Origin of the sequence: Janthinobacterium lyxosi (assembly GCF_051380665.1) — a bacterium.
Lineage (GTDB): Bacteria > Pseudomonadota > Gammaproteobacteria > Burkholderiales > Burkholderiaceae_D > Janthinobacterium.
In genome coordinates this window covers 1-13,498 of record NZ_JBNYXM010000024.1, presented here as the reverse complement: position 1 = coordinate 13,498, position 13,498 = coordinate 1, and the positions used below count along the sequence as shown (strand labels likewise).

The 13,498-nt window shown below is 63.3% G+C and carries 9 protein-coding genes and 1 tRNA gene; 5 read left to right on the top strand and 5 right to left on the bottom strand.

Going from position 1 to position 13,498, the window contains the following annotated elements; genetic code table 11:
• Positions 1 to 44 precede the first annotated feature (44 nt).
• On the bottom strand, positions 45 to 485 hold the full coding sequence (locus ACQ4WP_RS21715; RefSeq protein ID WP_436524276.1) for a hypothetical protein: 441 nt from the start codon (positions 483 to 485) through the stop codon (positions 45 to 47).
• A 208-nt stretch (positions 486 to 693) separates the two neighbouring features.
• Here ACQ4WP_RS21715 and ACQ4WP_RS21710 point away from each other — a divergent pair, with 208 nt between their 5' ends.
• Positions 694 to 1,689, top strand: a complete 996-nt coding sequence (locus tag ACQ4WP_RS21710; RefSeq protein ID WP_436524274.1) for a cytochrome-c peroxidase — start codon at positions 694 to 696, stop codon at positions 1,687 to 1,689.
• Between the two features lie 46 nt (positions 1,690 to 1,735).
• On the opposite strand, the gene ACQ4WP_RS21705 is transcribed toward ACQ4WP_RS21710, so the two are convergent.
• The 3 genes from ACQ4WP_RS21705 to ACQ4WP_RS21695 all read right to left on the bottom strand — a co-directional run bounded on the left by ACQ4WP_RS21705 (position 1,736) and on the right by ACQ4WP_RS21695 (position 7,175).
• Positions 1,736 to 4,162, bottom strand: a complete 2,427-nt coding sequence (locus tag ACQ4WP_RS21705) for a S9 family peptidase (protein ID WP_436524272.1) — start codon at positions 4,160 to 4,162, stop codon at positions 1,736 to 1,738.
• A 104-nt stretch (positions 4,163 to 4,266) separates the two neighbouring features.
• Entirely contained in the window at positions 4,267 to 6,555 is a 2,289-nt protein-coding gene (locus ACQ4WP_RS21700) for a putative bifunctional diguanylate cyclase/phosphodiesterase (protein ID WP_436524270.1), read from the bottom strand.
• A gap of 314 nt (positions 6,556 to 6,869) precedes the next feature.
• Positions 6,870 to 7,175, bottom strand: a complete 306-nt coding sequence (locus ACQ4WP_RS21695) for a PsiF family protein (RefSeq protein WP_426073178.1) — start codon at positions 7,173 to 7,175, stop codon at positions 6,870 to 6,872.
• Positions 7,176 to 7,450: 275 nt separating this feature from the next.
• Between ACQ4WP_RS21695 and ACQ4WP_RS21690 the strand changes: the two genes are divergently transcribed.
• On the top strand, positions 7,451 to 7,990 hold the full coding sequence (locus ACQ4WP_RS21690) for a DUF2058 domain-containing protein (protein ID WP_034753528.1): 540 nt from the start codon (positions 7,451 to 7,453) through the stop codon (positions 7,988 to 7,990).
• 580 nt (positions 7,991 to 8,570) lie between these two features.
• Here the strand turns inward: ACQ4WP_RS21690 and ACQ4WP_RS21685 are convergent.
• Positions 8,571 to 8,646: transfer RNA gene (locus ACQ4WP_RS21685), tRNA-Phe, on the bottom strand.
• Between the two features lie 350 nt (positions 8,647 to 8,996).
• On the opposite strand from ACQ4WP_RS21685, the gene ACQ4WP_RS21680 reads away from it, so the two are divergent.
• The 3 genes from ACQ4WP_RS21680 (at position 8,997) to ACQ4WP_RS21670 (ending at position 13,321) form a co-directional block, all read left to right on the top strand.
• Positions 8,997 to 11,108, top strand: coding sequence for a S41 family peptidase (locus ACQ4WP_RS21680; RefSeq protein ID WP_436524267.1), 2,112 nt, complete (start codon positions 8,997 to 8,999; stop codon positions 11,106 to 11,108).
• 78 nt (positions 11,109 to 11,186) lie between these two features.
• Positions 11,187 to 12,431 (top strand): FAD-dependent monooxygenase, encoded by a 1,245-nt coding sequence (locus tag ACQ4WP_RS21675; protein WP_436524265.1) that lies wholly within the window; start codon positions 11,187 to 11,189, stop codon positions 12,429 to 12,431.
• 173 nt (positions 12,432 to 12,604) lie between these two features.
• Complete coding sequence (locus ACQ4WP_RS21670; protein WP_436524263.1) at positions 12,605 to 13,321, top strand: DsbC family protein; 717 nt, start codon at positions 12,605 to 12,607, stop codon at positions 13,319 to 13,321.
• Positions 13,322 to 13,498 lie beyond the last annotated feature (177 nt).

Below are 13,498 nucleotides of genomic sequence, written 5' to 3'. Positions count from 1 at the left end.
CAGAACCCCCAAAGCCGCTGAGCCAGCGGCGTGGTTATCCCTGCCTACATGGCCGAGCTGCCGCCCAGGCCGCTCTTTTGCAGTACGCAGCGCCCCGCCTCGCAGATGGCGCCCGGGTCCGTGACGATGGAGCAGGTCGACATCATGCCGTCCGCCTGCTGCTGTTTGCGGCTCGCCTCGGCTTGCGCCTGGGCCAGTGCCTTGAGTTTCTTGCCGTCATGCTCCTTGCTGGACCAGGCCAGGTAGCGCTCGGGGCCGCCGCAGGCCTTGGCGCCGATGGCGATGGTTTGACATTGCTGGGTGGAATCGCAGGCGGCGGCGCCTACTTCCGCCTGGATTTGCGCCAGCAAGCCAGCATTGCCGGGGGCGGGCGGCGCATCATTGTGTGTGGGGGCGCTGCCGCAGGCGCTGGCGGCCAGCAGCAGGAAGCTGGCGCACGCGGCGCGCAGCAGTGGCAACAGGGTGGGGTAGGTTGGCGTTTGCATGTCCTCATCATGTGCCACGCTTGCCCAAATGGCAAGCTCGATTCGCGCGCTGAACAATCCTTGATCCCCGTCATTTTCATTGTCAAGCAGCCAAAGTTAATATAAATCAACATCCAATCAGCGATGTACGGGTGGCAACCGGGCCGGCGTGCTGCATTCCCGCGCCGGCGCGTGCCGCCGATTTGGGAATGTTTCCAGGAGTTACACTATGCGTCGCACCCTATCCCCCTTTGTCTTCATCGCCAGCCTGGCTTTCGGCGGTGCTCTTCATGCCGCCGAGAAAGAGCCGATCCAGCCGATCACTGCCGCCAAGGTCGCCAATCCGGCGATGGTCGAACTGGGTAAAAAGCTGTTTTTCGACCCGCGCCTGTCGCGTTCGGGCTTCATTTCCTGCAATAGCTGCCATAACCTGAGCATGGGCGGCACGGATAATATCAAGACCTCGATTGGCCACAACTGGCAGCGGGGGCCCATCAATTCACCTACGGTGCTCAATTCCAGCATGAACGTGGCGCAATTCTGGGACGGCCGCGCCAAGGACTTGCAGGAGCAGGCGGGCGGTCCCATCGCCAATCCCGGCGAGATGGCTTTTACGCACGAACTGGCCATCGACGTGCTGGCCTCGATTCCCGCCTACCGCGCGCAATTCAGGCAAGTGTTTGGCCAGGATAAGCTGACCATCGAGCAAGTCACGCGCGCCATCGCCGCTTTCGAGGAAGTGCTGGTGACCCCCGGTGCGCGCTTTGACCAATGGCTGGTCGGCAAGAAAAGCGCGCTGACGAAAGACGAGCTGGCCGGCTATCAGCTGTTCAAGTCGAGCGGCTGTATCGCCTGTCATAACGGTCCCGCCGTGGGCGGCAACACCTTCCAGAAGATGGGCGTGGTGGAACCGTATAAAACGGCGATGACGGCGCAAGGACGTTCGGCCGTGACGGGCAAGGATGCCGACCGCTTCAATTTCAAGGTGCCCACCCTGCGCAACGTGGAACTGACCTATCCCTACTTCCACGATGGCGAAGCGGCGACCTTGACGCAAGCCGTCGACGTGATGGGCCGTTTGCAACTGGGCCGCACGTTTACGCCCGACGAAAATGCCAAGCTGGTGGCCTTCCTGAAGACCTTGACAGGCAAGCAACCGCACATCGTGCTGCCGATCCTGCCGCCATCGTCCGACGCGACGCCGCGGCCGGTGCCGTTTGACTGAGTGAGCTGCATATAAAAAATGCCCGCGTGAAAGCGGGCAGGGAGGTTTACTTCAGCGTGCGCTGGAACAACTGATAGATACGGCGGTACTCGTCATACCACGCTTCCGGCTGCACGAAGCCGTGGCGCTCCATCGGGTAGCTGGCCATTTCCCAGTTATCCTTTTTGAGCTCGATCAAGCGCTGCGACAGGCGCACGGAATCCTGGTAAAACACGTTATCGTCGATCATGCCGTGGGCAATCAAGAGGTTGCCCGTCAGTTTGTCGGCGTACTCGATCGGCGACGAGATTTTGTACGCTTGCGGATCGATGTCCGGCGTGTTCAGGATATTCGCCGTGTACTCGTGGTTGTAGGTGGTCCAGTCCGTCACGGGGCGCAGGGCGGCGCCGGACTTGAAGACGTCCGGCGCGCGCATCAGGGCCATCAGGCTCATGAAGCCGCCATAGCTGCCGCCATAAATGCCTACATTCTTGATGTCGCCCTGGTGCTGCTGTGCCAGCCAATTGGCGCCGTCGATGAAATCTTCCAGTTCCGGGTGGCCCATCTGGCGGTAGATGGCCGTGCGCCAGGCGCTGCCGTAGCCGAGCGAGGCGCGGTAGTCGACGTCGAGCACGATATAACCTTGCTCTACCAGCAGGTTGTGGAACATCTGTTCGCGGAAGTACACGGGGTAGCGCTGTGTCACGTTCTGCAGGTAGCCGGCGCCGTGCGCGAACATGACGACAGGATACTGTTTGCCCGCTTCCAGCTGCGCCGGGCGATACAGCTTGGCCCAGATGGGCGCCGCGCCATGCGTGGACGGCACTTGCACCAACTGCGGCATGACCCAGCTGCGCGCCTTGAAGGCGTCGCTGCGCGTGTCCGTCAGGACATTCGCCTTGCCGCCGGAGACAGAAATGGTCGCCAACTGGGCCGGCATATAGCTGGTGGAATAGCGCAGCAGCAGCTTGCCGTTATCCGGCGACAGGCCGAAGTTTTCCACGCCTTTCAATTGCGTCACTTCGCGCGCGCCGCCCTCCCTGGCCGTGCTGGCGCACACTTCATACGTGCCCGGCGCCTGCCGGTTGCATAGAAAATAGGCGTGCTTGCCGTCGCGGCTCCACTCGACGGCGCTCACTTCCCACTTGCCTTGCGTCAATGTGCGTGCCGGAGCCGCGCCCGTCTTCGCGTACAGGTGGGCGTAGCCGCTTTCCTCGGACAAATACCACAAGGTGGCGTTGTCGGGCAGCCAGCCGAATTCGTCGGCGCGGCGGTTGACCCAGGCCGTGTCGCTGATGCGGTGCACGGGCACGAGGGCCGCGTTGGCCAGGTCGACGTTGGCGATCCAGCGGTCCTTGTTGTCGATGGCGCGCACGCGCACGGCCACATTGGAACCGTCATCGGTCCAGGTGATGCCGTCGCGCTGGGCATCGACGCGCACGGCACGGTTGCCCTTCAATGGCGGCAGCTTCTGCTCGGCGCGCAGACTGGCCAGCGGGTCGGTGGCGATGCCGGGCAAGCTGTCGAAACCGATCTCGCGCACCTGGCCCGTGCGCAGGTCGGCCAGTTTCAGGCTTTGCGCGATAGGCATGTTGCGGCCCACGCGCGTGCGTTCGTCGTCCGCTTCCGGGTAGCCCGTTTCCGTGACGTAGCGGGCCAGTTTGCCCAGCTTGCCCTTTTCGGCGGCCTTGTCTTGCGTGACGAACAGCAGCCAGCGGCCGTCCGGCGACAGGGCGCTGCCGGAAATGGTGACCTTATCGCCCAGGTAGATCGGTTCCGGCGCGCGCGTGCTGTCCTGGCGGCGCTCTTCGTGGCGTCGCTCGCGGCTGGCATCGCGGTCTTCCTTCTGGCGCGCCAGGTTGAGGATCAGGCGCAGTTGCAGGTCGCGCAGGGCGTCCGCTTCCGGCTTGGCGTCCGGATCCTTGGCCGCGCGCAGCAGGGCGACGGGGGCGCTCAGGCGGTCAACCCGGTTCCAGCTGAACCAGTCGGCGCCGCTGCGGTACTGTACCGCGCTGCCGTCGGCGGAATATTGCGGGTCGCTGATGGCCGGGACGCCGCGCGTGATCTGGATCAAGGCGCCGTTTTTCAGGTCGCGTTCGAACAAATCCCCGTTGCGCAGCAGGATGGCGCGCGTGCCGGCCCGGTTGACCACCATCTGCTGGCCATCGAGATTCGCCAGTTGCGCATCGTCGACCTTCTTGCCGCTATTGAGCTTGGCGTTCGCGCCTGGCAATTGATAGGTGTCGCGCAGGGGCGAGCCGAGGCGCTTTTGCTTGTAATACAGCTGGCCATTCCAGCCCCACCACGCCGCTTCGACGGGCGTGCCGATCCAGTCGGGATCGGCCATGGCCTGATCCAGGGTAATCGACGTGGGCGCGCTGGTGGATGGGGCCGCATGCGCGGCGGGCAGGGCGGCGGCCAGCAGAGACAGCAGCAGAGGCGTCAGCAGAGGCGGCAGCAGGGAAGGGGCCAACAGGGGAAGAACCAGACGCATCGGGGATCGCTTTATTTGACAAGATTATAAAAGGGGATGGTGAAGGTACAGGCTATGCGGCCGGTATTCTAGCGGAGGAGTTTCGTGGGGGAAATGCCGTAAACCTAACGCCGTTCGGCCAGCCAGGTCATGAAGTCGGGCAAGGACATGGGCCGCGCATACAAATAGCCCTGCAAGCCGTCGCAATCGTGGGCGATCAGGAAGTCGGCCTGCTCCTGCGTTTCCACGCCTTCGGCCACCACGCGCAAGCCCAGGTGGCGCGCCATGGCCAGTATCGCTTGCACGATGGCCGTGTCGCGCGCATCGCGCGGCGTGTCGTCGATAAAGCGCTTGTCGATTTTGAGTTCGTACAGCGGCATTGAGGTCAGGTAGGCGAGGCTGGAATACCCGGTGCCGAAATCGTCGATGGAAAAGCGGATGCCGAGCTCGGCCAGTTCGCGCATGCGCGCCAGCGAGGCGTCGCGCTGGTCGATCAGCAAGCCTTCCGTCAATTTCAGGATCAGGGCGGTCGCCGGCGTGCCGTGTTCGGCCAGCGCCGCCTGCACGCGGGAGGCGAAATCGGGCTGGCGGAACTGGGCCGGGCTGACGTTCACCGACAGGGCGATGGGCGATCCGGCCTGCGCCAGCAACGTAGCGGCGCGGCACGCTTCGCGCAGGGCCCAGTGGCCCAGCCTGACGATCAGACCCGATTCTTCGGCGATGGGGATGAAGACGCCCGGCGCGATGTGCGTGCCGTCCGCCTGCGGCCAGCGCATCAGCATTTCGGCTCCCGTCACCCGTCCATCGCTGTCGACCTGCGGCTGTACGTGCATGCATAATTCATGGTCATCGAGGGCGCGCGCCAGCGCCCGTTCCAGGGTCAGGCGCCGCTCCACGCCCGCCTGCATGGCCGCTTCAAAGAAGGCGACGCCGTTGCGCCCTTCGGCCTTGGCGCGGTACATGGCGATATCGGCTTCGCGCAGCAGGTCGTGCGCCTGCTGGCCCGCTTTCGGCAGCAGGGTCACGCCAATGCTGGCGCTACAATGGTAGGACTGCCCGCCGATATCGAAGTCGCGTGCGATGGCGGCGCGGATTTTCTCGGCCACATGGGCCGCCGCGCGGGCGGCGCTGTCCAGGTCCTCGGCCAGGTGCGCCAGCAGCACGACGAATTCGTCGCCGCCCAGTCGTGCCACCGTGTCGGCCTTGCGCATCAGTTGCGCCAGCCGTTCGCCCGCCAGGCGCAGCAGCGCGTCGCCGGTGGCATGGCCGCGCGTATCGTTGATGTGCTTGAAGTGGTCGAGGTCGATGAACATCAGCGCACTGATTGTATGGTCGCGCGGCGCGGCGGCCAGCAAATGGGCGATGCGGTCCATCAGCAGGCGCCGGTTGGGCAAGCCAGTCAGCACGTCGTAGAAGGCCAGGCGGTGGATGTCCGCTTCCGATTTCTTGCGCTCGTCGATTTCGCGCTCGACGGCCACCCAGTGCGTCTGCTTGCCGTCCGCATCCGTGAACGGCACCAGTTCCGCTTCGACCCAGTACGCCTTGCCGCTCTTGTTGTAGTTCAGTAATTCCGCGCGTGCCGGTTGGGCGCGAGCCATGGCGGCGGCGATGCGCGCCAGTTCGTCTGCATCGGTGGCGGGGCCGTGCTGGAACAGCAGGCTGCGGCCCAGCACCTCGGCGCGCGCATAGCCGCTGCTGCGCTCGAAGGCGTCGTTGACGAAGATGATGTGCGTGGCCGGCACCGCGCCGGGGCCGGGTGGTGCATCAGCCACTTCAGCCACGTCAGCCACTTCGGCCACTTCGGCGATCATCACCATATCGTTCAGGCGGGCCAGCGCCGTGGCGGTCAAGCGCAGCTCGGCGTTGCGTTGCGACAGGGCCTGGCTGCTGTCTTCCAGGTGGCGCAGCAGGAAAGCGCAGGACAGGGTCAGCACGGCGGCGATAAACAGGAAGTTCAGGGCCACGATCAGCGCGCGCAGCACGGGAGAATCGGGCGTGCCCGGCAGTTGCAGGGCGACGTCGGGATGCAGGCCGAGAAAAAAGAGCGTCAGCGAAGTCAGGAGCAGCGTCGACAGGGCTGGCCGCATTCCAAGCAGCAAGGCCGCCAGTACGGGCATGAGCATCATGTAGATCTGGCTGACGGGGCCGATTTTCAGCAACAGACCCACGCCCACCAGGTAGGCGACGATGAGGAATTGCCACACGCGCCAGCGATAGGGCATGGCGCGCAGATGCCAGATGACGCCGATCCAGCCGATGGCCAGCAAGTCGAGGGCGACAATCGACCAGATAGCTTCGCTCGCGGCCAGCAGCGCGCTGGGAATGGCCGTCACGAAGCCAAGCAGCAGCACCACCTGCAGCAGGCGGTTAAAGACCTGGCCGCGCCAGTGCGCGAGATCGTTCGACGCCGCCACGCTGCCGTCCTTTCTCCAGAATGTCGTGTAACCGTACTGAGCAGTAGGTTGATTAAATACTACGCGCTATCTTTCTCCATGTCATCTTGATCATTCATCATGATTGCCGGCGTTCAGCGTTAAGCCTTGTCGCGTGGCCGTGTGACAGCCTGCCAAGAGGGGGGGGGGCGAGGCAGGCGGTGGCCAGCAGGCTGCTGGCAGAGGAAGGGGACTGGCGATAGGGCAAGAGGGGGCTCCATATCGGGAACAAAAAAAAGCCAGCCTTCCGGCTGGCGCTGTGGAGTGAAGCGCCCACCGGCGCTTCGAACCGGCGCTTATTTCTTGGGCGCGCTCAGGCATTCTTTCATGAACGCCTTGCGCGTGTCGCCCTTCATGTCCTTGGCGTCGGCATTGCACGCCTTCATCTTGTTTTGCTGCGTCATGGCCGGTGCCGGCTTGGCGCTCAGGCATTCCTTCATGAAGGTTTTGCGCTCATCGCCTTTCTTGCCGGCAGCATCGGCATTGCAAGTGGTCATTTTTGACTGTTGCGCCGTCTTGGCGACGGGAGCCGCTTCCGGTGCGGCGGCAAAGGCGGTGCTGGCAAATGCGGCGGCGATGCAAAGGGCGATTAATTGTTTCATGGCAAATCCTTGTAGACGCAGTCAGTGGAAGGGGGCATGCAACCGGCGGCGAAGCCGATATGCAGAACGTAACTAACTATATGACATTTATCAACAAAATTTCCACTCGTGTGTGTCTTTTTGTTACTGGAGCGTCATTGCTTGCCGCTACGTCGCCGACGGTCGGCCCGGGCAGCCATGTTACGGCAGTGGGCGCGCCGTTTTTTGCTATGCTAGCGTCTTTCCACCGGCCGATGCCGCTGTCTTGGCCGGCGCACCCTCAATACGGAGTAGTTATGGTCTCGTTGCAAGAGCAGTTTTTAAAGGCCGGCCTGGTCGACAAGAAGAAGGTCAAACTGGCCAACCAGGACAAGAGCAAGCAAAAAAAGGACGAGCGCAAGAGCGGCACGCAAAGTGTCGACGAAGTGCGTCTGGCCGCGCTCGAGACGCAGCGCAAGAACGCGGAACGTGCGCGCGAACTGAACGCCCAGCGCGACGCGGCCGCCAACCAGAAAGCCATCGTGGCGCAGATCGCGCAAATGGTGCAAAAGAACCGCCAGAGCAAGGGCAACAACGGCGACGTGCCGTATAACTTCACGTTCAACAACAAGATCGAGCGCATCTATGTGACGGCGGCCGTGCAGGCGCACTTGGTGGCGGGCCGCCTGGTGATCGTTTGCCTGGGCGGCGCCGTGGAACTGGTGCCGCGCATCATCGCCGACAAGATCGCCGAACGCGACCCTGCCATCGTCGTACGTGTAAAACAGGCCAGCACCGAAGTGGACGAGGACGATCCGTATGCAGCGTTCCAGATTCCGGATGATTTGATGTGGTAAACGGCAAGGCTACAAGCGCTTGTCATTGCGAGGCGGGTGGGTCAAACCGGACCCATTCGACCGGGTCGGCGTCGCGTGTAGGCTGCTTTGCCCGCAGGGCGTTGAGTTCTTGCGAACTCATCCATTGCTCACGTCGAGGAATGTCGTCCAAAGTCTGGTGGGCAGCCCATGTGGGGTATTGCGCACGTAGCGATTCAATGTAAGTTTCCCGATCGGTCCTTTTGTACTGTCCCTTGGCGATTTTGGTTCTGCTGCATTCAGGCTGCCCGTCAATGATGTCAGGATGTGTGGCATATGGAGTCCCAGGTAGTGACGGGCGGCGAACCGCCAGTGCAGGTATGGACGATGGGCGCAGTATGCGGCCCATGCAAGCTGCGCGCGATGTTGGCTTGCGTGACTGCAATATACCAAAGGAATTACTACCCGGAACGGCTGTCTTGGCAGCGTTTGAGCGTGCTCATAGTCTGCTTGCTGGGAGGCGGGGGCTGGATTCCGCCAGTGGCGGGATATGCGAGCATTTCTGATTGTGCAAACAAAAACGCCACCCGAAGGTGGCGTTTTTGAACGTGAAACGAATTCTTGGTGGCCCGGGGCGGAATCGAACCACCGACACAAGGATTTTCAATCCTCTGCTCTACCGACTGAGCTACCAGGCCAAGGTGGAGAATTATAGCAGACCAAAACGGGAATGCAAGAGCCGGCTGCGACTTTTCCTTGATTTTCTGGATGCATCTGCCTTTTTAGGTAGGGATGTAACCGTCTAGCCATGGAGGGGAGCGCTGCAGGCGAAGGTTCTTGCTCGCATAGTGCTATTGCCTGATAATTAATTCCTTATCAAATCAGTCAACCCGCATCACGATGTAAGCACCGGCGCCAGACGGTTTTTTTATGGTGCGCAGGGGTTGGCTTCAAGGGCGTAACAGGGAAACCGGGATGGCGATGCAATGGATGGCGGTAGAAAGTGGGCACGCGCGGCGCGCGTTGGCGGGCTTGCTGGGGGGGGCTGATGGTGCTGGTTTGCGCCGCAGCGCCGGCACAGGCGGGCGATGGGAATATCGTATCGCTGGCGCGCTTGTGGAGCGCGGCCCGCGCCACGCATCCCGCGCTGGCCGACGACCGCGTCGACTGGGACCGCGCGCTGGTGGCGGCCTTGCCCCAACTGCGGGACGAATACGATGAACCCAGTTTGCGGCTTGCCATCGCGACCCTGATGGCGCCGCTGCGCGATGAGGCCTTGCGCATCGGGGCAGAGGCGCCGGCGTACGTGCGCTGGCCGGCCGATGGCGTTGTGCTGGAATGGCTACCTGGCGACACGGCGCTGCTGCACCTGCATCCGGGCATGCGGGCTGACAGCCGGCCGCTGCTGCTGCCGGCCGGGGCCAGGCAAGTCATACTTGATTTGCGTCCGCTCAGGGAGTTTGCCCGCGCGCCGTCGTCAGCCATGCTGCATGCCGTGCTGGCGCAGTTGATCGCCGAACCCTTGCTGCTGCCGGCCGAGCGCTATCGCTTTTCCACCGGCCCGCGCCCGAATAATCCCGGGCGCTGGGAAGGCATGACGGCCGGTTTCATGCAACTGGAGGCACAACGGCTGCAGCCGGCGCCCGGGGCGCGGGCGCTGCCGATGGTCTTCATCGTCAATGACACGCAGATGGTGCCGCATGCCGTGCTGGCGCTGCAGCGCACTGGTCGCGCGCGCATCGTGGCCGAGGAGGGCGCCTGGCGCAGCCGCGCCGGCCCCGTGCAAACGTTGTCGATAGGCGATGGCTTGCGCGTGCAATTCGCGTCCGGCCAGCTGGCCTGGCCGGACGGCAGCGCCACCGTGCTGGCTGCCGACCGCACTTTGCGCATGGATCGCGCCACCGGGCCGGCCAGCACGCCCGTCAAGGCGGCGCTGGCGCTGCTGGCGCAGCCATCGACGCCGCTGATATCGCCGCCGGCATCCGCTCCGCTGTATCCGGTGCGGCACGACGACGAACCTTATCGAGACATGCGCTTGCCCGAGCGCGAGTGGCGCATGCTGGCTGCCATCAAGCTGTGGGCCACGCTGGACAATTATTTTCCGGCCAAGCGCCTGATGAGCAGCTCCTGGGATGACGCCTTGCAGCGCTGCCTGTACAAGATGGCCCATGTGCAGGATGCGCGCGAGTATGGCGTGATCCTGCAGGAGATGGCGAGCAGTCTGGATGACAGCCATGTTGGCGTGGGCAGCCGGGCGCTGGGCGGGAATAGCCGCACGCACGGCATCGGCGTGGTGCTGGCCGCCATCGATGAGGGCATCTTTGTGGCCAACGTGACGGACCCCGCCTTGCTGCGTTCGGGCCTGCTGAAGGTGGGCGACGATATCGTGCAAATCGATGGCGAGTACGTAGGCGCGCGCCTGGCGCGGTTGCGCGCCGCGACTGCCGCCTCGAACGAAGCGGGACGCTGGCGCAAGGCCATGGCCGAGATGCTGACTTTTTTGCCCGGGGCCGGCGTAACCTTGCAGGTCGACGGCAGCGATGGCAAGCGGCGCGAGGTGGTGTTGCAGCCGACGCCGCTGGACGATGCGCTGGCGCCGCGCCACGCGCGCCCGATGATCGCCATGTTCGACATGATAAAAGGCAGCCGCGCCCTGATACTCGATATGCGCGGCTATCCGCATGGCACGGGCCGCGCCATCGCGGCGCGCCTCAATGTCAATGACGCCAGCGTCTTCGCCATGCACTACCAGCAACTGGTGACGGCTCATGAGACCAGCTACGGCGTGCAACTGGCGTATCCCGACTTCCTGTACCCAACTCTGGCGCCCCTGTACCGGGGCCAGGTCGTCATGCTGATCAACGAACACACGCAAAGCCAGGCCGAGCATCTGGCGCTGGCGGTCGAGGCGGCCACGCCCGTCACCTTCATCGGCACGCCCAGCGCGGGCGCGGATGGTGAGTTGCGTGAGGTGGTGCTTCCTGGAAAAGTCCATGTTTGGTACTCGGGGGCGGAAGTGCGCCATGCCGACGGGCGCCAGTTGCAAAGAGTGGGCGTGCAGCCCGATATCACTGTCGCGCCCAGCGTGGCCGGCTTGCGCGCGGGGCGCGATGAAGTGCTGGAGCGAGCGCAGGCATTTCTGCGCCAGGATCAAGAATAGTTCAAATCTTTGCTTTTCCCCGTTTTCGCTAGCAGGCGCGCATGTTGAAACGGGGACGGCAAACGCTATAATGGCCGCATGAACAGTCCCACTCCCCCTACCATGCGGCGCTTCATGCACAGCCACAGCGACGTTTGCATCGTCGGCAATGGCGCCATCGCGAAAACCACGGCGCTGGCGTTTGCCCAGGCAGGACAAAGCGTCACCCTGTTATCCCCGGTGAGCCCACCCGCATCCACATCCACTTCGGCCGTCAAGCCGGTCGAGCCGAGCTGGGATGTGCGCGTGTATGCGCTCAATCACACGGCGCACCAGCTGCTGTCGTCGCTGAAGGTATGGGGCGCGCTGCAGGCCGACAGGGTGGCGCCCGTCGACGCCATGCTGGTCAACGGCGACGGCGCGCAGGCGGGCGGACTCGGTTTCGACGCCTACGGCGCCCATGTGGGCACCCTGGCGTGGATCGTCGAAGACCGCAACCTGGGCCAGGCGCTGGATGCGGCCCTGAAATTCGCACCGAACGTCAACGTGCTGCAGGGCCGCGCCAGCCGCCTGGAATGGACGAATGACTCGGCCATCGTCCACCTCGATGGCGGCGACACCATCACCTGCGCGCTGGTGGTGGGCGCAGACGGCGCCCAATCGTGGGTGCGCGGCCAGTGCGACATCGGCCTCGATTACCGCTCGTATGGCCAGCGCGGTGTGGTCAGCAACTTCGTTTGCGAAAAGCCGCACCATGGCGCGGCCCACCAATGGTTTACGGGCAGCGAAGGCATCGTCGCGCTGCTGCCGCTGCCGGGCGAGCGCGTTTCGCTGGTCTGGTCGGCGCCCGATGCGCTGGCCGACACCTTGATGTCCGAATCGGCGGATGCCCTGGCTGCGCGCCTGGCCGCATATTGCCACGACAAACTGGGCAAGCTCACGCCGCTGCAGCCGGAGCTGGTGCGCGCATTTCCGCTGACCCTGATGCGACCGCACGCCATGGTAGCGCCGCGCGTGGCCCTGGTGGGCGACGCCGCCCACGTGGTGCACCCGATGGCCGGCCACGGCATGAACCTGGGTTTTGCCGACGTGGCGCAGCTGGTCAAGACGATTACCGAGCGCGAGGCGCACCGCGGCATCGGCGACGAGCGCGTGCTGGCCCGCTATGCGCGCGCGCGCAAGGAAGACGTGCTGCTGATGCAACTGGCCACCGATGGCCTGGCGCGATTATTTGGCGCCGATCTGGAACCGCTGCGCGTGGTTCGCAATTTGGGATTAAACTTGCTGGATAAATTACCGGCCCTGAAGCGAAAAATGATTTCACACGCATTGGGACATCAGTAAGTCTTAAGCGTTGGGATATCAGCGAATCTTAAGATATCGCTGGATAATGGCAGTAGTGAAATTCAAGGTCGCCGCAGCTGGTCTGCGGCGATCGTTTTGTTAAAAATATAATGTCGCCGGGCCAGATGCCGGTTCCGCCAGGCGTTTCAAGTGGAGAAGTGATAGTGATAAAAATGAGCAGAATCGCATTGGTGCTGGCCTCGGGCCTGATGATGTCGTGCGCTGGCGCGGAAACGCCGACGGAAGCGAGCATCAAAAAGCTGATCGAACCGCGCCTGGGCGAAGGCGCCAAGGTCGACTCGGTCAAGGAAACCCCGTATGGCGGCCTGTACGAAGTGCGCACGGGTGGCGATATCCTGTACACCGACAAAGCCGCGCAATACCTGTTCGTCGGCCACGTCTTCGACGCCAAGACGTCGCAAGACCTGACCAAGGTGCGCCTGGACGAAGTCAATCGCATCAAGTTCTCCGACCTGCCGCTCGATTCGGCCATGAAAACCGTCAAGGGCAATGGCAAGCGCGTGATCGCCGTGTTCGAAGATCCGAACTGCGGTTATTGCAAGCGCTTCCGCCAGAACGCGCTGAAGGAGATCGATAACGTCACTGTCTACACCTTCATGTACAACATCCTGTCGCCCGATTCCATCGTCAAGTCGCGCAATGTCTGGTGCGCACCGGACCGCAACAAGGCCTGGGATGACTGGATGTTGAATGGCAAGGCACCGGCCACGGTGGCGGCCACTTGCGCCAACCCGCATGAAAAAATCCTGGCCCTGGGCCAGCAGTTGCGTGTTTCGGGCACGCCGGCCATCTTCTTTGCCGACGGCAGCCGCATTCCGGGCGCAGTCGATGCGAAAACGCTGGAACAGAAATTCTCGACCCTTAAGTAATCCGGGCTGTCGCCAGGAAGGCTGGACGGCGCGCCCTCGCAAGGCGCGCTTTTTTTTTTGGGTGCGCCAGGCATGGCGCGACGCGCGGGAGCGCGGCTCGACTGACTGTGGTGGTTAGTTGAGTGACTTGGAGGTGAAAGTCCTCTGCACACCGGGCAAGGGGAAGTGCTAGCTGAA